Consider the following 21,683-nt stretch of genomic DNA (forward strand, 5'->3'; position numbering starts at 1 on the left):
CTCGTAAAACATGGCCGCAGGTTAGCTTAGGGAGGGGAAAATCGCACCTTGTGTTTCAGACTTCAGGACGCCTTCGAGCAAGTCGGATCGCCGCACCGCCGCTCCCACATTGGTTCTATAGTGAACACAAATTTGTGAACACCTCCGAGCAAATGTGGGAGCGGGCTTGCTCGCGAATGGCCGCGACACGGTTTACCGGGCGATATTGTGCTTGCGTAGCTTGCGATAAAGGGTATTGCGACTGACCCCCAACTGCTCCGCTGTGTGGGTCATGTGCCAGCGCGTCTGCTCCAGTGCCGTGAGTAATGCCAGCCGCTCGGCATCTTCCAGCGGATGCTCCGACACCTCTTCAATCGTCGACACCACCGGCCGCGCCTGACGAATCATCGCCGGCAAATCCTCCAGGCCAATCCGCCCGTCCTCACACAGGGCGGCCAACGTACGCAGCACATTTCGCAACTGCCGCACGTTTCCCGGCCAGGCGAATCCCAATAAGGCCGCCCGCGCCGGCCCGTCGATCAACACGGTTTCGCCGCCCGCCTCCTCGGCCAGCAGAAAGTCGAGCAACCGGGATTTGTCGCTACGATCACGCAAGGCCGGCAACGCGACTTCCAGCCCGTTGAGGCGGTAATACAAATCCTCACGGAAGCTGCCGTCCTGCACACGATCCAGCAAGTTACGGTGAGTGGCACTGATGATCCGCACATTCACCGATTCCGGCTCGCCGCCGATCGGCACCACTTGACGGTCTTCGAGCACCCTCAGCAAGCGCGTCTGCATGGCCAGTGGCATGTCACCGATTTCATCGAGGAACAAGGTCCCACCATCGGCCTGCTGCAACTTGCCGCGCATGCCTTCCTTGCGCGCACCGGTAAAGCTGCCGCCGCGATATCCGAACAGCTCGCTTTCGATCAGGCTTTCGGGAATGGCCGCGCAGTTGAGGGCGACAAAGGCTTTCTCCGCCCGCTGGCTGGCGTGGTGCACCGCTTTGGCAAAGGCCTCCTTGCCGGACCCGGTTTCACCATTGATCAGCAGCGGCACGTCGCGCTCGTAGACGCGCAAGGCTTTGCGGAAGTCCGCCTGCAACATCGCGTCATCCAGGCAAATGCCCGACAGGCGCGGCGCTTGTACAACCTTGGCCGCGGGCACCATCGGAATCGGCAGCGGTCGCCGTGCCTCACCGCGCAATACCGCGAACAGCTTGCGGCCATCACGGGTGCGCAACGGCCAACTGGCGGCGGCATTGGTGCTCGCGCGTCCGAGCAACTCATCGAGCGAGCAATCGAAAAACGCCTCCACCGGTTTGCCAAGCAAGCCGCCGCGAATATGTCCCAGCAGGTTCAGCGCACTTTGGTTGACCGCGCTAATGCGCCCTTCCCCGTCGAACGCCAGCAAGCCTTCGCTGAACAAACCGACGGACTCGGCCTGCAAGTGAAAACGCAACAACCATTGATTGTCGAAGCAGCGCAGGAAGTAGCAGCTCTCGATCATCTTCGCCGACAGATTGACCAGCGCCATGGTGTGGAACTGACTTTGCCGCGACACATCGCGCCGCGCCGACGACACGTCGAGCACCGCCAGCAATTCGCCATGGGGATCGAAGACCGGGCTCGCCGAGCAGGTCAGGCCGGTGTGGCGGCCGCGAAAGTGTTCGTCCTGATGGATGGTCAGCGACTGACGCTCCACCAGGCAGGTGCCGATACCGTTAGTGCCTTCGCAAGCCTCGCTCCAGTCGGCCCCGAGCCAAAGGCCGGCGCGCTCGAAGATCTGTCGTTCGGCGGGCGCGGTGACGCAGTTGAGGATCACGCCGCGGGCGTCGGTCAGCAGCACGGCATGACCGGCGCCGGAGAGTTGTTGATGCAAGCTGGTCATTTCATTGCCGGCGATGTGCAGCACTTGCTGCAAGCGCTCGCGGCTTTCCAGGACACGGCCATGTTCCAGCACCGTCGGCGCGATGCTCAGGGCCGGATCGAGGTGATAGTCCTCAAGGCAGCGCAGCCAGGAACGGGCGATGGACGGATCACTGCCAGGACCGTGCAGGTGGGTCTTGCCCTGAGTCACCGTCAATACTTGCTGGGCATGGCGACTCAAATGATTGTCGTGCATTTCTTATTATTCTCCCCGGGGCTCGGCGTCCCGTGCATGAGGTGATGCCGAGCATCCTCCAGCCCGGCCCGCATTGCAATGCCTGCAAGACCGGTTGGTCACAAGCTGTGCCACAAAGGGTACAAAGTGTCACCCAGGCTGTACCGAAAGCGTCACAGGCGCTGCCCACCCGTCCGACAAAAACCTCGCAAAGCCTTGATTTACCTGACATGCAAGGCACTGGCCCGGCCCTTGCTCTACGCTTAAAGCAAGCGCACATGCGCGACTCCCTATAAGCACAAAAGCAAGGAGAGACCACCATGCGTTACGCTCACCCCGGTACTGAAGGCGCTATCGTTTCGTTCAAAGCCAAATACGGTAACTACATCGGCGGCGAGTTCGTCGCGCCTGTCAAAGGTCAGTACTTCACCAATACCTCGCCAGTAAATGGCCAACCGATTGCCGAATTCCCCCGTTCCACGGCCGAAGACATCGACAAGGCCCTGGACGCTGCCCACGCCGCTGCCGATGCCTGGGGCGCCACCTCAGCCCAGGCGCGTTCGCTGGTGCTGCTGAAAATCGCCGACCGCATCGAACAGAACCTTGAACTGCTGGCAATCACCGAATCCTGGGACAACGGCAAAGCCGTGCGTGAAACCCTCAACGCCGACATCCCGCTGGCCGCCGACCACTTCCGCTACTTCGCCGGTTGCATCCGTGCCCAGGAAGGCAGCGCCGCCGAGATCGACGGCAACACCGTGGCCTATCACATCCATGAACCGCTGGGCGTGGTCGGGCAGATCATTCCGTGGAACTTCCCGATCCTGATGGCCGCCTGGAAACTCGCCCCGGCGCTGGCTGCCGGCAACTGCGTGGTGCTCAAGCCTGCCGAGCAAACCCCGCTGGGCATCACCGTGCTGGTCGAACTGATCGGCGACCTGCTGCCACCGGGCGTGCTGAACATCGTCCAGGGTTTCGGTCGCGAAGCCGGCGAGGCCTTGGCCACCAGCAAGCGCATCGCCAAGATTGCCTTCACCGGCTCGACCCCGGTCGGCTCGCACATCATGAAATGCGCGGCGGAAAACATCATTCCGTCCACCGTGGAGCTGGGTGGCAAGTCGCCGAACATCTTCTTCGAAGACATCATGAAGGCCGAACCGTCCTTCATCGAGAAGGCCGCCGAAGGCCTGGTACTGGCGTTCTTCAACCAGGGCGAAGTCTGCACCTGCCCTTCCCGGGCGCTGGTGCAGGAGTCGATCTACGACGAATTCATGCAAGTGGTGATGAAGAAGGTCCTGCAAATCAAACGTGGCGACCCGCTGGACACCGACACCATGGTCGGCGCCCAGGCGTCCGAGCAGCAATTCGACAAAATCCTTTCGTACCTGGAAATCGCCAAGGGCGAAGGCGCCGANTCTGCAAATCAAACGTGGCGACCCGCTGGACACCGACACCATGGTCGGCGCCCAGGCGTCCGAGCAGCAATTCGACAAAATCCTTTCGTACCTGGAAATCGCCAAGGGCGAAGGCGCCGAGCTGCTGACCGGCGGCAAGGTGGAAAAACTCGAGGGCAGCCTGGCGAGCGGGTATTACATCCAGCCGACGCTACTCAAGGGCACCAACAAAATGCGCGTGTTCCAGGAAGAAATCTTCGGCCCGGTGGTGAGCATCACCACCTTCAAGGACGAAGCCGAAGCCCTGGCCATCGCCAACGACACCGAGTTCGGCCTGGGTGCCGGCCTCTGGACCCGCGACATCAACCGCGCCTACCGCATGGGCCGCGCCATCAAGGCCGGTCGTGTGTGGACCAACTGCTACCACCTGTACCCGGCGCACGCCGCGTTCGGTGGATACAAGAAGTCCGGCGTCGGCCGTGAAACCCACAAGATGATGCTCGACCACTATCAGCAGACCAAAAACCTGCTGGTGAGCTACGACATCAATCCGCTGGGCTTCTTCTAAAAACCGGGGGCGACACAGGTATTTCTGTGTCGCCCTTTCTACCGCCTTCTTAAATGACCCAACACACAAGGCCTGGCCGCTCTGGCACGGGCCTTGCCTACCCATCATTCAGGATTTGCACCCAACCCGTCGTACCCGAAAGTCCAAAAGATTGAACAATAAAAATTAGAGAGGACTTATGACTACTTCTTCCACACAGCTCAAACCCACACTCGGCACCCTGCATTTATGGGGTATTGCCGTCGGCCTGGTGATTTCCGGCGAGTACTTCGGCTGGAGTTACGGCTGGGGCACCGCTGGCACACTGGGCTTTCTCGTCACCGCGCTGATGGTGGCGACGATGTACACCTGCTTCATCTTCAGCTTCACCGAACTGACGACGGCGATTCCCCACGCTGGCGGGCCGTTTGCCTACAGCCGCCGGGCCTTTGGTGAGAAAGGCGGGTTGATCGCCGGCATCGCCACACTGATCGAATTCGTCTTTGCACCACCGGCCATCGCCATGGCCATCGGTGCCTACCTCAACGTGCAATACCCGGAACTGGACCCGAAGATCGCCGCCGTTGGCGCCTATTTCGTGTTCATGGGCCTGAACATCCTCGGCGTCAGCATCGCGGCCACCTTCGAACTGGTGGTCACCGTGCTGGCAGTCGCTGAATTGCTGGTGTTCATGGGCGTGGTCGCCCCGGGCTTCAGCTTCAGCAACTTCGTACTCAATGGCTGGTCGGGCTCGAACGAGTTCACGATGGACTCGATTCCCGGGATCTTTGCGGCGATCCCCTTTGCGATCTGGTTCTTCCTCGCCATCGAAGGCGCGGCCATGGCCGCCGAGGAAGCCAAGGACCCGAAACGCACGATCCCCAGAGCCTATGTCAGCGGCATTCTGACCCTAGTGTTCCTGGCCATCGGCGTGATGGTGATGGCCGGCGGCGTCGGCGACTGGCGTCAACTGTCGAACATCAACGATCCGCTGCCCCAGGCGATGAAAGCCGTGGTCGGCAATAACTCGACCTGGATGCACATGTTGGTCTGGATCGGCCTCTTCGGCCTGGTGGCAAGTTTTCACGGGATCATTCTTGGCTACTCACGACAGTTCTTCGCCCTGGCTCGCGCTGGCTACCTGCCCAAGGGACTGGCCAAACTCTCGCGCTTCCAGACCCCGCATCGGGCGATTCTGGCCGGCGGCGTGATCGGCATCGCGGCGATCTACAGCGACGGCCTGGTCAACCTGCAAGGCATGACCCTGACGGCGGCAATGATCACCATGTCGGTATTCGGCGCCATCGTGATGTACATCATCAGTATGCTGAGCCTGTTCAAGCTGCGTAAGACCGAACCGAACCTGGAGCGCACCTTCCGCGCACCGGGTTATCCGATCGTACCGGGGATCGCGCTGTTCCTGGCGGTGGTGTGCCTGGTGGCGATGGCCTGGTTCAACACTGTGATCGGCCTGGTTTTCCTCGGCTTCATGGTTGTCGGCTACCTGTACTTCCAGGTGACCGCCAAGCAACGTTCCGAGGCACCGGCAGACGCTATGCTCGAAGGTATATGAATGCACCGGCGCCGGGCCTCGAGCCTGGCGCCTGCATTATTGAAGTGCATGCAATTCCCCTGTGGGAGCGGGCTTGCTCGCGAAGGCGGTGTGTCATTCAGCACATGTGGCGGATGCAAGACAGCTATCGCGAGCAAGCTCGCTCCCACAGAAAAGCGGATCGCATTTTAAATTGATCAGGAGGCCCCCGCCCCATGGCCGTATATGCCCATTCCGTCGGCGCCCAGACCTATCGCTTCGACAGCCTCAAGGATGTGATGGCCAAGGCCAGCCCGGCGCGTTCCGGGGATTTTCTGGCCGGCGTCGCGGCCCTCAATGACGGCGAGCGCGTCGCGGCCCAGATGACGTTGGCCGACATTCCGCTATCCCACTTCCTGCAAGAGGTGCTGATTCCCTATGAGTCCGATGAAGTCACCCGCTTGATCATCGACACTCACGACAAACAAGCCTTCGCGGTCGTCAGCCACCTCACCGTCGGCGGCTTTCGCGACTGGCTGCTCAGCGATGCCGCCGACGAGCAGGTCCTGCGCGCCCTCGCCCCTGGCCTGACTCCGGAAATGGCCGCCGCCGTGTCGAAGATCATGCGCGTGCAGGATCTGGTGCTGGTGGCGCAGAAAATCCGCGTGGTCACCCAGTTTCGCGGCACCCTGGGCCTGCGCGGTCGACTGTCCACGCGCCTGCAACCGAATCACCCCACCGACGAACCGGCCGGCATCGCCGCAAGCATTCTCGACGGCCTGCTGCACGGCAACGGCGATGCCATGATCGGCATCAACCCGGCGACCGACAGCATCGCCTCGATCTGCGCCATGCTGGAGATGCTCGACGCGATCATCCAGCGCTATGAAATCCCGACCCAGGCGTGCGTGCTGACCCATGTCACCACCTCGATCGAAGCGATCAATCGCGGCGTCCCGTTGGACCTGGTGTTCCAGTCGATCGCCGGCACCGAGGCGGCCAACGCCAGTTTCGGCATCAACCTCAATATATTGCAGGAAGGTTACGACGCAGGTTTGAGCCTCAATCGCGGCACACTGGGCCAGAACCTGATGTACTTCGAAACCGGCCAGGGCAGCGCCCTTTCGGCCAACGCGCATCACGGCGTCGATCAGCAAACCTGCGAAACCCGTGCCTACGCCGTCGCGCGGCATTTCAAACCGTTCCTGGTAAATACCGTCGTCGGCTTCATCGGCCCGGAATACCTGTACAACGGCAAACAGATCATCCGCGCCGGCCTGGAAGACCACTTCTGCGGCAAATTGCTCGGTGTGCCCATGGGTTGCGACATCTGCTACACCAACCACGCCGAAGCCGACCAGGATGACATGGACACCCTGCTGACCCTGCTGGGCGTCGCCGGGATCAACTTCATCATGGGCATCCCCGGCTCCGACGACATCATGCTCAACTACCAGACCACTTCGTTCCACGATGCGCTCTACGCCCGGCAGACCCTGGGCCTGAGGCCCGCACCGGAATTCGAACAGTGGCTGGCGAAAATGGGCATCTTCACTCAAGCCGATGGCAGGGTTCTCTTCGGCGACAGCCTGCCGCCAGCCTTCCGGCAGGCCCTGGCGCAACTGGGATGAGCATCGACATGGACAAACTACCCTTCGATCCACACAACCCTTGGCTGGAGCTACGACGCCTGACACCAGCGCGAATCGCTCTGGGCCGCACCGGCACCAGCATTCCCACCCGTGCACAACTGGACTTCCAATACGCCCACGCCCAGGCGCGAGATGCGGTGCACTTGCCGTTTGACCATGCCTCCCTCAGCGCGCAATTGGCCGAACGTGATCGCCAGTGCCTTTTGCTGCACAGTGCGGCGACGGATCGCAACACCTACCTGCAACGCCCCGACCTGGGGCGAAAACTCAGTGATGCCTCGGCGCAGACCCTGCGTGACTACGCGACGGTCCATCCGGGTGGCGTGGATCTGGTGATCGTGGTCGCCGACGGCCTGTCGGCACTGGCCGTTCATCGCCATACCCTACCGTTTCTGGCGCGATTCGAAGAGCAAATGGCCGGCGACAGCTGGACTGTTGCGCCAGTCGTACTCGTGGAACAGGGCCGGGTGGCCGTCGCCGATGAAATCGGTGAGTTGCTTGGTGCAAAAATGACCGTAATCCTCATCGGCGAACGCCCTGGCCTCAGCTCTCCGGACAGCCTTGGATTATATTTCACCTACAATCCCAAGGTCGGTCTTACCGATGCCTACCGTAATTGCATCTCCAACGTTCGGCTCGAAGGCCTGAGCTACGGCATGGCCGCACACCGTTTGCTGTATTTGATGCGCGAAGCCTGCCGACGGCAGTTGTCAGGGGTGAATCTGAAGGACGAAGCACAGGTTCAGACACTGGAGTCGGACACGGGAGGCGACATGAAAGGAAATTTCCTGCTCGGCCCGCCGAATGCCTGAACCGCTTGCGCATTGCACATTCGTACCAGTTTCAGGCAGGATCGTTGCGCGCCCGCCAAGGGTTTCCCATCGCCGTCAGAGACGCAAGACAGCCACTTGAAGACGAGACCTACCATGCGGATTATTCAAGCGACCCTCGAACACCTGGACCTGCTGACCCCGTTGTTCGTCAAATATCGCGAGTTTTATGGTTCCCTGCCGTATCCGGACTCGTCCCGGGCGTTCCTCGAAAAACGCCTGCGTCGCAAGGAATCGGTGATCTATCTGGCGCTGTCCGATGACGACAGCAACAAACTGATGGGCTTCTGCCAGCTGTACCCGAGCTTCTCTTCGCTTTCGCTCAAGCGGGTATGGATCCTCAACGATATTTATGTCGCCGAGGACGCCCGCCGCCAGTTGGTGGCCGACAACCTGATCCGCACTGCAAAAAAAATGGCCAAGGAAACCAATGCCGTGCGCATGCGTGTTTCCACCAGCAGCAACAACGAAGTCGCGCAGAAAACCTACGAGTCCATCGGATTCAAGGAAGACACCGAATTCAAGAACTATGTGCTGCCGATCAGCGAAGAACTCTGAATCACCTGCTCCGTGCTCGCGATGGCATCGACTGGATTACACTGGTCCAACGAGGCAACGGCATCGCGAGCAGGCTCGCTCCCACCCGATCGTTATCAAACATCAGCCCTGTGATGACATTCCCCGCTACAATCTCGACGCGATTTTCACCACTCGCCTCGTATAATCCCGATATTCCCGGCTTGTAAGAAAAACTACCTCTATCCGTAGTCTTACGCGAAGTCATCCGCACAGGCCTGCCGAGTCGGGCCGTCACCACAGGTGCTTTCCATGGATTTCAACCCGATCGACATTGTCCTGCATCTCGACGTCTACCTCGACATGCTTGTAACCAACTACGGGGCATGGATCTACGCCATTCTGTTCATGGTGATCTTCTGTGAAACCGGCCTTGTGGTCATGCCTTTCCTGCCGGGCGACTCTCTGCTGTTCATTGCTGGCGCCGTGGCGGCCGGCGGCGGCATGGACCCGGTCCTGCTCGGCGGCCTGCTGATGCTGGCGGCGATCCTGGGCGACAGCACCAACTACATCATCGGACGAACGGCGGGTGAAAAGCTGTTCAGCAATCCGGACTCGAAGATCTTCCGTCGTGACTACCTGCAACAAACCCACGATTTCTACGACAAGCATGGCGGCAAAACCGTGACCCTGGCGCGCTTCCTGCCGATCATCCGCACCTTTGCGCCATTCGTCGCCGGCGTGGGGAAAATGCCTTACCCGCGTTTCTTTGCCTTCAGCGTGCTGGGCACCATCCTGTGGGTCGGCGGCCTGGTGACGCTCGGTTACTTCTTTGGCAACGTGCCGTTCATCAAGAAGAACCTGTCGCTACTGGTAGTCGGCATCATCCTGATATCGCTGGTGCCGATGATCATTGGCATGGTGCGCAACCGCCTCGCCGGTTCGAACTCCAAAGCCGAATCGCGCTGACACGATGTGGTCCCTGAGCGCCTGGCGTCGCCGGCGCACCCTGGCAAAGCACCCGATTGCCGATGACATGTGGCAACGGGTGCGCCATCATCTGAGCTTTCTCGATGGCATCAGCGCCGCCGAAGACCAATGGCTGCGCGAAGCCTGCGTGCTGTTCCTCGAAGACAAGCACCTGAGCGCCCTGCCCGGTGTCGAACTGCATCAGGAACAACGCTTGCTGCTCGCCGCCCAGGCACAGCTGCCGCTGCTCCACCTCGGCGACCTGAACTGGTATCAGGGCTTCCACGAAATCATTCTCTACCCCGACGACTTCCTCAGCCCCCAGCGCCATCGCGATGCCAGCGGCGTCGAGCACGAATGGGACGGTGAGCACAGCGGTGAAGCCTGGCAGCAGGGCCCGATCATCCTCGCCTGGCCCGGTGTAATGGCCAGTGGTGGCTGGGAAGGCTACAACCTGGTGATCCACGAACTGGCGCACAAACTCGACATGCTCAACGGTGTCGCCAACGGCCTGCCTCCGTTGCATCCCGACATGCGTGTCAGTGACTGGGCCTGCGTCATGCAAGAGGCCTACGACGACCTCGACCGGCAACTGGAACGCAATCCCGATGCCGAAACCGCCATCGACCCGTATGCCGCCGAGAATCCTGCCGAGTTCTTCGCCGTCACCAGCGAATACTTCTTCAGCGCCCCGGATTTGCTGCACGAGGCTTATCCACAGGTGTACCAGCAGTTGAAGCTGTTCTATCGCCAGGACCCGTTGGCGAGGTTGAAGCAACTTCAGGCGCATGACCCTGTCTATCAGGCACACCAGTAAGCGCCATACGACTTCTGGTCCATGGCGTCGACACAGGAATATGCCTATAATCGCCGCCACTTTTTGGTCAATCCGGCCAAGTGTTTTTGGTCAACTAACGGGGGCAACGCCCAATGAGCTACAGCAAGATTCCGGCTGGCAAAGACCTGCCGAACGACATCTACGTCGCGATCGAGATTCCGGCCAACCACGCGCCGATCAAATACGAAATCGACAAAGACAGCGATTGCCTGTTCGTTGACCGTTTCATGGCCACCCCAATGTTCTACCCGGCCAACTACGGTTACATCCCGAACACCCTGGCTGACGACGGTGATCCCCTCGACGTGCTGGTCGTAACCCCTTACCCGGTTGCTCCAGGTTCGGTAATCCGCGCCCGTCCGGTCGGCATCCTGAACATGACCGACGACGGCGGCGGCGATGCCAAAGTCATCGCAGTCCCACACGACAAGCTGTCCCAGCTGTACGTGGACGTAAAGGAATACACCGACCTGCCACCACTGCTGATCCAGCAGATCGAGCACTTCTTCGCGAACTACAAAGATCTCGAAAAAGGCAAATGGGTGAAGATCGAAGGCTGGGCCGGTGCAGACGCCGCCCGCGAAGCGATCACCAAGTCGGTTGCCGCCTACAAAGGCTAAGCCCGGCTGCAGGCTTTTAGCTGCAAACGGCAAGAAAAACCCCGGGTAATCCGGGGTTTTTTGTGGGCGCTTGATAAGCACGCCAAACACCCCGTTTAAACAGACCTTCCAATAGTTTTTGCTTGTTTAAAACGCCCCAGGAACGTCTTACATCCGGTCGTAAATTACCCGCAAAATTTGAACGAGGCGTTTATTCAAACCCTTGTTAGCCGCCAGTAGACTCACGTTCATGAAAAAGAACACTAGCGGCCCACGCTTTAAAGCGCTCCTCGAAGCAGCGAACATCACGACCACCGGATTTGCCGAATTCCTGGATACGGCTCCACAAAATGTACATAACTGGTACACCCGCGGTGTGCCCGCCCATTGCATGGAAGAAGTCGCCCGAAAACTCTCCGTCAGCAGCGACTGGCTGAAAACCGGCGAAGGCCCGAAAGATGCCCAGCTCCTGCGCCTGCTCGACGAAACTGGCAACACCTTCGATGCCCAGACCATCCGCGGTGTCTACACGGTCATCGAGCCTGTCGACGTCGAACTGCCATTCCTCAAGGAAGCTGTCACCGCCTTGGGCTCCAACAAAACCCACGTCATAGAAGACCCCGAGAAATCCATCCGCCTGCCCCGCAGCCACCTCGATTCCCTGGAAATCAATCACTCAGACGCTATCTGCGCCCTGATGAGCGGCAACAGCATGGGGGAAAAAATTGAAGACGGTTCGACCCTGGCGATTGACCGTGGCCTGACCCAGATTGTCGATGGCGAGATCTACGCCATCGAACATGACGGCATGCTGCGCATCAAGTACCTGCATCGACTGCCGGGCAACTCCCTGCGACTGCGCAGCCACAACCGCGCCGAATACCCGGATGAAATCTTCAGGGCCGCACAAATCGAAGAGCAGAACATCAGGGTGCTGGGCTGGGTGTTCTGGTGGTCGACCCTGAACAAACGACGGCCAACGGTGCCCTTTCTTTAAGCACTCCAGAACGCCCATCGGCCGCCCACCCGAGTGGCCAAACGGCTCTGCCCGGCACTTCCCGCTGGGAATTTCCATCAAACCTGCGTATGCTGCGCCCCACATTTGCGTATCGAACCGCCCAGCGGCTCAGATGCACTGGCCTGACAGATGACTTTCTCACCAGGTCCCACAGCCGGACGCAAGATCCGGGTGTACGTTTTGAAGGCTGGCGCGGTTTACCAAAAATGATCCAAGCCAGTCCCCGAGAAGCCGGCCACAAGCCGGCTTTTTAATGCCTGAAAGAAAGTGAACCGCCCAGAACCTGCATTTGTCGCAGCACTGCTGCGACAAATAAAAAACAAATAGTGTCAGCACTGCTGTCACTTTCCCCTCACGGATAACTAAACGACTTCACCAACGTCAACTCCCCCACCGCACGCATCGGCACCAGGAAGGTTTCCATCTTCTCGCTCGGCGTGCCTTCCTCGGTAATCACCGTCACCTGGGCCGTGGTCAGCGCTTGCACCGCATCTTCCTGCCCCTCTTCATCACTGCTGTAGCCGCCGCCAAAGTAGTTCACATAGACCAGATATTGCCCCTTGATCGGTGCGGGCATGGCGAAGATTTCCGGGCCGTAGCCGGTGGTGACGTCGACGTCGAGCGCGGCGCCGTTGGGGGCGACGCGGTCGCCGTACCAGATGTGCGCGCCGTCGGGGGTGATCAGGTGCAGGTCGAGGTCGGTGTTGTCGCTGTCCCACGCCAGCAAGACGCGCAGTTTGGCCGGGGTCGCACCGCCGCTGCTGTTGAGAAATTGCGTGCGCTGACGTTGCTGGCCATCGGGGCTGCGCACCTCGACGCTGTTGCTGCCGTTGGGGAATGAGAACGGGCGATCGAAGCGGCCGGCCGGGTCGATTTTCAGCGGCATGCTCACTCCGTTGACGATCAACCGGCCGGGCTCTGTGGATTTGGGCGTGGCTTTGATCTGCCCGCTGATGCGCGCGGTGTTGGCCTGCCCTGCCGGGGTATTCACCGACGAGGCCGGGTAGTTCACGGTCTGCCGGAAGTGTTCCCCTTCGCCCTCAGGCGCGCCGGTGCGCCAGCCACCTGCAGGGGTGTCGAGTTTGACGCTGTCAGCCGCCATCACCGATGGCAACGCCACCAGCGAGCAGAGCAACAGCAAGACCTGTGGATAACGGAGTTTCATGGACTATTCCAGCAAGAGGTGGCGGGCGAGCCCTTCGATGTAGGTTTCATCCTGGCCATTGGGGTGTGCTTCGAAGGCCAGGTGCAGGTATTCGTGGGTCAGGTCGAGGCGGTCTTGCAGTGTCTGCACGCCACGCACGTAGATGCGCCGACGTTCGCGGTCGACATAGGGACGACCGAAGGCCAGGCGGCAGACGGCGAAGGTGCTGACTTCGCTGTAGCCGGTTTCGCTTTCAAGTTTCTGGCGCCAGCCGCGCCGTTGCTTTTGCAGCCATTCTTGTGCGGCGGGCAACGCTTCGCAGGACGCGATCGGGTTGTCCCAGCGACTGAGACTGGCGCGTGGGTAGGCGTGCAGCAGGATGGCATCGTAGCGCTGGCCGGCACGGGCCTGTTCGACGGCTTGCTGCCAGGACAGCTTGTCCGGGCCGGGTTGATCGGAATGGTAGGTGACGGTGCTGCCGGCCAGCACCAGGTCGCTGGTCCAGGCGGCGATGTCGCGCGACTCGGGCGACGCCGGACGCGGTGCGACCCGCTGACGGCTGCTGCTGTCGTCGATGCTCAGGCAATCACCGCTGCGCGTGGCGTTTTGCAGCAGGTAGGTGCGGATGGCCACGGCCAGGGCTTTGGCGGCCTCGACCGGTTCGGCGCTGGCTTCGCGCTGGAGAACACGGGCCACGTACTCTTCGCGATCCAGGCGTGCCACCAGCTTGTGGTTCAGCAGAAACAGTTCGCCGTCGCTGTGGATATCCAGCGTATTGCCGTTGGCGAATTCAACGCGGTAGTCACCCCGCAACGCCCCGGAATTCACCGCGGTGCCCCCTGACAGCACGCCCCGAAGTGGATAGCGGGAGAACAGGTCGACCTCTACGCACTGCCCTGCATCCGCAGGCCATGCAACTGGAATCACCGTAGAGAGTGCCTGCGCGTAATCTCGAAGAACCCGTTGACTGGTGCCGCGCCCACCGGCCCAGACCGCTGTGCCGTCCGCTGTCCAACCGGCAAACCCACCCTGACGCGATGTTGCATCCTGATCCGCCAACCAGCTCCAGGTCTTTACCCGCAGGCGGCTTCCGAGTTCGCCGACGGCTTGGCCATCGGCGGCATTGAGCACCACATCGAGCAACACACGTCGGGCTTGATCCTGCGCTGGCAGCACGGCCAACACCTTCAAAAGCTCCGCCACCGAAACCCGGGTAGCCGGTTGCAACGAAGGCAAATCCAGCAGCCATTGCGGCGCCTGCCGCGTCTGCCAATAGGCTCGCCAGTCGGCATCGCTGATGCCCAATCGAGCGGGTTCGAAATACAGACCGCATGACTTCACCAACGCCTGATCACGCTCGACCCTGCCGCCCGCCGTGCAGCAATACACCTCTTCTTTCGACTGTCCGCGGCATTCATAAGCAGGCTCGCGCGCGCCGGTGTCCACCAGCCAGGCGTAGACGAACAACTTCCACACACTGCCCAGCGGCGCCTGCAACGTCTGCGGCAACGGCTCGCGGGTGGTCACCTGCGTTCGGCTCAGGGACAACAAATCGCCCTTGAAGGCCAGGCGCAAAGGTTCGTCCTGCGCCATTGCCAGCACAGGAGTCAAACACAGCAACCAAGCGATCAGCCGCCTGTGCACGTCAGTGAACCGTGACCTGGCCAAGGGCAGCCTTTTGTTCCATCGCCTGATGCTGCGGCGCATACACCTGAGTGAAACGCACCGGCGGCAAGTTGAACTGCCCCTTCTGCGAGAAACGCACCAAATGCCGCAGGCGCAATTCGCCACTCAAGGCATCGAGCGGAACGGCATAAGCCATTTGCCCCGGCTCGAAACGCGCCTTCTCCAGCGATGTCGGTTCGGTGCCGGCCTTGCCCATGAGCTTGATGCCCCAGGTGGTGCGCTCGACATCGGCACCCGGTGGCAGCGGCACTTCCAGCAGGCCATAGCGCAACGGTCTGGCGGCTTTGCTGGTGATGATCACTTCATCGAGATAGAGGCTGTCGCTGGACAGCGGCGCGCTGCCGACCGCTTCGAGTTTGAAGGTGAAAGCCTCATCCCCCGGCACCAGTCGCGACAGGCGACGGGTAATGGTCACGGCCATCGGATCGACCGCCGGCTGCTGACTGCGGTAGCTCAATGCAGCGCGCAGTGGACGCTCTTGCGCGCCGGTCAGCGTCAATACCGCCGGCACTGGCGCAGGCCCCTGCCACGTCCAGTACATCTCACCAGAAACCCCGTACTGCTTCTTCCAGCCTTCACCCGGCGCCAATGCAATGGTGGGCGATGCCTGCTCGATGCCGCGTTGCAGCCAGGTGAGCGACAATGCACGTTCCAGGGTCGATTGCTGTGGCAGCAAACGTTGCAGCAAGGCCTGGGCGCGAGCCTGATCGAAGGGTTGCAGCGACAGGTTCAACGCTTCGGCAAACGGCTGGGAACTGACCGCCAGACGCTGCTGCGCGTCGGCCAGTTGCCGATTGAACGGGACCGGCAAAGCGACCTTCGCCTGCCTGGCCAGCGATGCCGTCAGCACTCGTGCACCCGCCAGCCCCAAGGCGGAATCCGGATCGCTCATGACGAGGCTGTCTTCGCCGTCTTCCATCAGGTTCGCGGCAGTGCCCTCGCCCGCTTTCGCCAGGTCGTCCATCAAGCCACTGAGCAAGGTATTGACCGGCAACTGCATCTGTTTGGCGAACGACAGGATCAGCGCCCGCTGCAACAGCGGCGTGTTCTTCGCCTGCTTGGCGTAGACCTCCAGCACCCGCTGCCAATGCTCCGGCGGCAGGCTCAGTTCCAGCACCTGGCTGGCGTGCCAGTCGGCGTAATAGGCGTAGGCGGTGAGGAAGGCATCGGGCTCGCCGTCCATGCCCCACCAGGTGAAGCTCGCCGAAGGGCCGGCCATTTGCACCAGGCGCAAACGACTGTTTTGCATGATCAGGCGCAGACGATCACGGATCTGCGGATTCGCCGCCAGCGTCGGGTAAGCGATGCTCAACGGAAGCAGGCGGCTGGCGGTCTGCTCGACGCCACCGTAGGGGTAGCTCAACAGATCGTCGAGGGCAGAACGGAACAACGCTTGCGCACTGTCGTCCAGACGCAGGCGGATATCACTGGCGTCTGTCGGCAACGTCAGCGGCGTATCGCCCTCAGCCACATCGAGGCTCTGGGTTTGAGTCACCTGCCAGCCTTCACCGGTCGCGCTCAGGCGCACCGCCAGGGCGTCAGCGGTTTTGCCATCCTGCACCAGCTCGGCGCTCCACTCGCCATTGGCCAGTTCAAATTCTGGCAACGGGATGTAGTTGATGCCGCTGTTCAGGGTCACAGGCACGCGTTGTTCGTTGCCGGCGTAACGGGTCACCAGTTCGGCCTTGACCGGTTTCTCGGCCTGACTGAAGGCGAACACACCAAGGTCCGGTTTGTCGCCAGCGCGGAATCGGGTCGGGCCGCTCCACTTCAGGTACAGCGGTTTTTCCGAGCGCACGAATTGCTTCTTCTGCCCGACCTGCCCGCCATCGGCGATGGCCCTGGCGGTGATGCGCCAGCGGGTCAGGGAGTCGGGCATCTTAAAGGTGAAGCGGGTTTTGCCGTTGGCATCGGTCAGCAATTCAGGTTGCCACGCCGCCGTGTCGACATCCTCGCGACGCGGTCGCTCCAGAACCTTCACGCCGCGCTCACTGCGATTGGCCTTGCCCGGTGCACCGGGGCTGCCCGGCAAGGCGACGTCATAACTGATGAACGACAAACTGGCGCTGGTGCGCACGTTGTTGCGGCGTGGGTGATAGAAGAACTGGTCGATGCTCGGCGCGACTTCCGGTTGCAAGGCATAGACCATTTCATCGACCACGCTGATCGTCAGGTGCGCGGGAATCGCTTTGCCGGCGAACTGGGTGGTCAGGTCCACCGAGACGGTTTCACCCGGCTGATAGGTTTCCTTATCCGTGGTGATGGCCACGTCGATTTGTGGCGTGACCACCTTGATGCCGGCGTTCTGGAAACTGTATTGGCCACCCTTGGTGTACAGCACCGAGAAGGTCAGGTTCGGCGCGAAACCGTCCTTCACCGGAATGCGCGCGCGATATTGAGTATCGCTGAGTTTTTCCATCTTCAGCCAGTCGCCGCCCTTGGACAGCAGCGCAGTGGCTTCGACCTTGTCCCGCTCCAGCGACAGCAAGGCATCGCTGACCGGTTCCGGGAAAGTGATCAGCGCCAGCGCTTCATCGCCTGCGATGTACTCGGGCTTGTCGAGGACGATTTCCACGGTGCCGGGTACGGCTTTGACACCTTCGCCGGTAACCGAATGGCCGGTGGCACCGACTACCCGGCCATGATCATCCTTGAGCGTCAGGTTGTAGGTGCCCGGCCGGTCAAAGACCAGGATGAACCCCTTGTCGGTTTCCGCGAGTTTGCCTCCACCGGTGCTCTGGTCTTCCAAACGCACCCAGCCATAGCTGCCCGGAGTAACGGCATCGACCTGCTCGCCTTCGCGGGCGTAGCTGAACGCAACCTTGTCACCCACCGCGCTGAAGCGTTGAGGCGCGCCCACGCGGAAATTCGCCGCGCCACGGTCGATGAGGATTTCCTTGGTGGTCTTGACCCGATACGCCGCTCCGTCGCTGGCAAACACCGTGAGCATGTAGCGACTTGGCTTCTCGGCGGCCGGCAAGTCGAGGGACGCATTGCCCTTGGCGTCGGTGGTCAATTCGGTGCTGGTCAGCTCCACCGGAAATTGCCCGAGGTATTGCAGTTCGTTGTCGACCATCGACAGCTGTTGGGCGCGCAGGCTCAGGCTCAATTTCGCATTGGCCACCGGTTTTCCATCCGGGTACAGCAGCACCAGGTTGCCCTTGACCGCTTCGCCGGTACGGTAATCCTGCTTGGCCAGGTTGAGTGAAATCTCGAAGTGCGGCTTGATGTACTCAGCGACGCGAAAGGCGCTGCTGTAGGCCTGATCCTTGTAGTTGAAACGCAGCTCATATCCACCGGCCACGGCGTTGTCCGGCAACTGGAATCGGCCCTGGCTGCCAGCCTTGGAATCGAGCTTTAGATCGAGGGATTGCAGTGCCGTACCGGTCGCATCCAGCACGGTTACATTGACGTCGGCCGCGCTTGGCTGCACCGAATCCCGCGCGTTCTTGAATTCACGCCCAACGATTTTCAGCGACACCCAATCCCCCGGCCGATACAGCGGCCGGTCGGTGAAGGCATAGAGTTTGGTGTCGTAGATTTCGCTGTCGTAGTAGAAGTTCTCGGAGACGAACACCCCGCCCTCTTCGTCCTCGCCGATCACGAACGAACGCTCGGGGCTGACGTGCTTCAAGCGCAGCAAGCCATCGATATCCGTAGCGCCGCTGCTCATTACGCCGAGGCCATCGGTCCACAGCACATTGACCCTTGGCACCGAGCTGCCTTCGTGTTTGCGCGCGGCCCACACCAGCAATTCGTCGCCGGCGATCTTGCTCACCGCCACGGTGTTGGAGACGAACACCATGGTGGTCGCACGGTACTTGCCGATCAGCGCTTCCACCAGATAAAGACCTGGTTTGAGATTGCCCAACGGGATGTACACGTTGCCCGGCGCGACGCTGACGAACTCGCTGGAAGAACCGGCCAGGTTCACCCCCGCAGGTGGCTGGATCGGCTTGGCCTGCCACAACGGATAACGGAACTGGCTGACCACCGGCAAACCCGGTATCAGCGCGAATTGCGGCTGCGCATCGTAGGGCGTTGGCGCGGCCATCGCATTGCCCATCTTCAGTTCCGGCACTTCCTCGGTGACTTGTTTACGCGACTCGTAGGAAAACGCCCGCTGCATCACCCGACGGGATTTGCGATACCAGTTATCCCACAGGTAAGCGAGGGTGTTGGACAGGCCTTCACCCTTGAACTGGCCATCGCTGACCACTCGATGCAGGTTCTTCTGACGCTTGAGGAAATCCAGCGGTCTGTCGATGCGATACACCCGAATGTCGGCGCCGCCGTAGGGCTCCATGCGAAACCGGCGATAGTCGCGGCCCGGCGCTTCGAGACGCACCATCGCCGGTTCATCGCTGGCAAAACTGCTGTCGGTCAGCAGGAAAAAACTCTCGCCGGCCACCGGCGCATAGCCGCTGGCCGGGACCGAATCGTCGGCGTAACCCGCCGAGAACGGCAGCACCAATACCAACATCAGAGACAGAAAACGCAGCATGCGGGCACCGGTCATTGGGAAAGAAAATTCAGTCGATAGACGCCGATGAAGTTGGGGTTGGCTGCGTCGGGTATCCATCGGGTGTCCTTCCATGTCATGAGTTGCTGCAGGCTTGCCGAACGCATGCCGTTGTCGGTGGGTGTGCTGGTGCCAGTGTGATAGGCGATGTAGCGGCCCATCCAGATCATCAGGTGCTGGTCGTCGCCCTGATCGAAAAACATCAGGTCGCCAGGGCGTGCCTGAGACACATCGCGGCTGACCAGATGGCTGTTGAACTGGATCAACTTGATCGCATTGACGTATGGCCCGACCTTGCCGCCGCCCTGTTGCCATTGCTGGGCAAGGCTGCGCTGGGCGTCGCTCAGTTGCAGTTCCGGCGGCAGGTAACGATTGGACAGGCCATTGCTGCGCAGCCATTTGTCGTCATGGACTTTCAGCGCTTCATTGGCAGCGAAGCGCACCAGTCCGGCGCAGTCTTGCTGATACCAACGGGGGCTCGGGCCCTGGCTCAGTTGCTCTTGGGCGATACGCACGAACCAGGCGCGAAACACCTGGGATTGCTGCGGGTCGAGCGATGGTGCCTCGACAGCGTGGGCACCCGCGCTCAACAACAACGCCAGCAGGCCGAGACTTCGGATCAATGCCGTCACAGGGCTTTCCACTCCAGCGGCAGCCATTGCCAATGGCCGTCGGGCTCACTGCCTTCGGGCAAGGTCAGGGCGTACTTGCCGTAGCCGCCGAGCTTGCGCAGCTTCGGGATAAGGTAGGTTTGCGCGGCGTTGTAGAACACCGGTTCCATGTCCTGGGGCAGGCTGTCGAGGGTTTCCTGCTGCATCAGTTGCGCCATGGAATCCGGGCCGAAATAGACCGGCATCAGCAGGTCCTTGGGCACCACGTCGGCCATCGGCGGGAAGCGTTTGTCGAGGGTGCCTAGAGCCTTGTCGACGAGTTTGTCATCGAGGGAAAACAGCAAGGTTGAACCGTGGCGGGCCAGGCTCACACGCATGAACGCCTTGCCGCTGATCGCCTCCGGATTTTCGGCGTCCTTGGCTTTGTACGGGCCGAAACTGGAACTGACTTGCCGCTGCCACTGATGGCTCTGCCCCTCCTGTTTCTCCACCACCGGGAATGCGTGCCCGGCGACATTGCTTTCATAGGCGCCGACCATCGAGCCGAACAGCTTGCCCAGATTGCCATCGAGCGTGCCGCTATCCTCGTCGCTCAGACTGGCCACCAGCAACGGCGTGTACAGACGCGAATCAGCGTACCAGCAGAGCCCCGCCGCGCCGGCCATGTGTTCGGTCAACGCTTGTGCCACGCTATCTTCGGCACCGAGTTTCACCAGCAGCGGCTTCTGTTGTTCGGCAGCCAGCGGCAACGCCACGCAAGCGCTGGCGCCCATGGGCATGGCTTGCCAGATCGGTTTGAAATCGAAGTCCGGCTGATTCTCCAGTTCATCCATGGCCAGGAAGCTGTGCCAGCCCTTGTCGTCCATGTCGAAACGCAAACCGGCGAAATTCGGAATGAAGCGCTGATAACCCATGGCCAGCACGCTGGCATTCACCGACAGGCGTTGTTTCACCTCCGGCGTACGAGGCGGCAGGCCGAAGGCTTCGGGGAACAGTTTGTCGCCATTGAGCAACGCGGCAATGGCCGTGGTCGACACGCTGCCCGATTCTTCCGTTGCGCCACTTTGCGGATCGTAGAGTTTCGCCGGATTGGACAGCACCACCAATTTGTCGCCATGGGACGCGAACAGCAGCGCCTTGCTCGCGTTGTAACCGAGTTGATAGAGCCCCACGTCGTCGGTGCCGACCTTCACGTCAGCGACTTTGCTCAACTGCGAGTCGTCCAGCGCCACTTTGGCCAGCGGCTCCAGCACCTTGGCCAGCCCGCCGCGATCCATCACCAGCAGGAAATCCTTGAGCCGCCCATCCGCCCCGCGCCACAACGCTACGTCCGCCGGTTGATCGAACAGTTGCTCGATCAAGGTGTCCTGCAGTTTCAAGTCATGTTCGTAGATGATCCGCCGCAAGCTGCCGATCAACCCCAGGCGATCGGCGTGGGTTTCGTAATAGAAGACGAAATCTTCGGTCAGGGTTTCCTTGAGGAACGGCACTGCCAACAAGTCCTTGGGTAACTGGCTCAAGGAGTGGGTTTCCAGCAAGCCATCCGGGCGGCTCATGCCCAGTTTGTCACTGGCCAACACAGGCGCCGGGGCCTTGGGCTTGTGCATGAACCACCCCAGCCCACCGGCCACGCCAATGACCAGGCATATCCCGATCAGCAGCGTCGGCCAATGCAGAGAAGGTTTGGCCGCTGGTGCGCCTGCGGCCGGAGTAACAGTGCTATCACTCATGTTCACAAAAC

The 21,683-nt window shown here is 60.9% G+C and carries 15 protein-coding genes and 1 pseudogene; 10 read left to right on the forward strand and 6 right to left on the reverse strand.

The window, feature by feature from the left end; translation table 11 throughout:
• Positions 1 to 192 precede the first annotated feature (192 nt).
• Positions 193 to 2,106, reverse strand: coding sequence for a sigma-54-dependent Fis family transcriptional regulator (locus ASD95_RS27640; RefSeq protein WP_056728894.1), 1,914 nt, complete (start codon positions 2,104 to 2,106; stop codon positions 193 to 195).
• Positions 2,107 to 2,405: 299 nt separating this feature from the next.
• On the opposite strand from ASD95_RS27640, the gene ASD95_RS27645 reads away from it, so the two are divergent.
• The 10 genes and pseudogenes from ASD95_RS27645 to ASD95_RS27690 all read left to right on the forward strand — a co-directional run.
• Positions 2,406 to 3,499: aldehyde dehydrogenase family protein (locus tag ASD95_RS27645; protein ID WP_156407402.1), on the forward strand; the 1,094-nt coding region annotated here is incomplete at its 3' end.
• 1 nt (position 3,500) lies between these two features.
• Positions 3,501 to 4,047, forward strand: a pseudogene (locus ASD95_RS27650) (aldehyde dehydrogenase family protein); the annotation flags it as partial.
• Between the two features lie 178 nt (positions 4,048 to 4,225).
• On the forward strand, positions 4,226 to 5,599 hold the full coding sequence (gene eat, locus ASD95_RS27655) for an ethanolamine permease (RefSeq protein ID WP_056728896.1): 1,374 nt from the start codon (positions 4,226 to 4,228) through the stop codon (positions 5,597 to 5,599).
• A 194-nt stretch (positions 5,600 to 5,793) separates the two neighbouring features.
• Positions 5,794 to 7,188 carry an ethanolamine ammonia-lyase subunit EutB gene (locus tag ASD95_RS27660; RefSeq protein WP_056728898.1) on the forward strand — a complete coding sequence of 465 codons (1,395 nt, stop codon included), beginning with the start codon at positions 5,794 to 5,796 and terminating at the stop codon, positions 7,186 to 7,188.
• An 8-nt stretch (positions 7,189 to 7,196) separates the two neighbouring features.
• The gene (gene eutC / locus ASD95_RS27665; protein ID WP_056728997.1) at positions 7,197 to 8,021 is read left to right on the forward strand and encodes an ethanolamine ammonia-lyase subunit EutC; all 825 of its coding nucleotides are present in this window, start codon (positions 7,197 to 7,199) and stop codon (positions 8,019 to 8,021) included.
• A gap of 114 nt (positions 8,022 to 8,135) precedes the next feature.
• Positions 8,136 to 8,597 (forward strand): GNAT family N-acetyltransferase, encoded by a 462-nt coding sequence (locus ASD95_RS27670; RefSeq protein WP_056728900.1) that lies wholly within the window; start codon positions 8,136 to 8,138, stop codon positions 8,595 to 8,597.
• Between the two features lie 270 nt (positions 8,598 to 8,867).
• Positions 8,868 to 9,524: a DedA family protein gene (locus ASD95_RS27675; RefSeq protein ID WP_008052342.1), complete on the forward strand. Its 657-nt coding sequence runs from the start codon at positions 8,868 to 8,870 to the stop codon at positions 9,522 to 9,524.
• Between the two features lie 4 nt (positions 9,525 to 9,528).
• Complete coding sequence (locus ASD95_RS27680) at positions 9,529 to 10,341, forward strand: zinc-dependent peptidase (protein WP_056728901.1); 813 nt, start codon at positions 9,529 to 9,531, stop codon at positions 10,339 to 10,341.
• A gap of 113 nt (positions 10,342 to 10,454) precedes the next feature.
• Entirely contained in the window at positions 10,455 to 10,982 is a 528-nt protein-coding gene (gene ppa / locus ASD95_RS27685; protein WP_003205933.1) for an inorganic diphosphatase, read from the forward strand.
• A gap of 229 nt (positions 10,983 to 11,211) precedes the next feature.
• Positions 11,212 to 11,958, forward strand: coding sequence for a LexA family transcriptional regulator (locus tag ASD95_RS27690; RefSeq protein ID WP_056728903.1), 747 nt, complete (start codon positions 11,212 to 11,214; stop codon positions 11,956 to 11,958).
• A 373-nt stretch (positions 11,959 to 12,331) separates the two neighbouring features.
• Here ASD95_RS27690 and ASD95_RS27695 read toward each other — a convergent pair whose 3' ends face one another.
• Genes ASD95_RS27695 through ASD95_RS27715 form a run of 5 tightly spaced genes read right to left on the reverse strand, consistent with a single transcriptional unit; the run spans position 12,332 to position 21,672 of the window.
• On the reverse strand, positions 12,332 to 13,144 hold the full coding sequence (locus ASD95_RS27695; RefSeq protein ID WP_056728905.1) for a YfaP family protein: 813 nt from the start codon (positions 13,142 to 13,144) through the stop codon (positions 12,332 to 12,334).
• A 3-nt stretch (positions 13,145 to 13,147) separates the two neighbouring features.
• Positions 13,148 to 14,716: a DUF2300 domain-containing protein gene (locus ASD95_RS27700; RefSeq protein ID WP_442965754.1), complete on the reverse strand. Its 1,569-nt coding sequence runs from the start codon at positions 14,714 to 14,716 to the stop codon at positions 13,148 to 13,150.
• Between the two features lie 52 nt (positions 14,717 to 14,768).
• Positions 14,769 to 19,328: an alpha-2-macroglobulin family protein gene (locus ASD95_RS27705; protein ID WP_082563041.1), complete on the reverse strand. Its 4,560-nt coding sequence runs from the start codon at positions 19,326 to 19,328 to the stop codon at positions 14,769 to 14,771.
• On the reverse strand, positions 19,325 to 19,990 hold the full coding sequence (locus ASD95_RS27710; RefSeq protein ID WP_056728909.1) for a DUF1175 domain-containing protein: 666 nt from the start codon (positions 19,988 to 19,990) through the stop codon (positions 19,325 to 19,327). Before ASD95_RS27710 ends, ASD95_RS27705 begins: the two co-directional genes overlap by 4 nt.
• The gene (locus ASD95_RS27715; protein ID WP_056728911.1) at positions 19,960 to 21,672 is read right to left on the reverse strand and encodes a DUF2138 domain-containing protein; all 1,713 of its coding nucleotides are present in this window, start codon (positions 21,670 to 21,672) and stop codon (positions 19,960 to 19,962) included. Before ASD95_RS27715 ends, ASD95_RS27710 begins: the two co-directional genes overlap by 31 nt.
• Between the last annotated feature and the right edge of the window lie 11 nt (positions 21,673 to 21,683).

It is taken from the genome of Pseudomonas sp. Root71 (assembly GCF_001429045.1).
Classification (GTDB): Bacteria; Pseudomonadota; Gammaproteobacteria; order Pseudomonadales; family Pseudomonadaceae; genus Aquipseudomonas; species Aquipseudomonas monachiensis.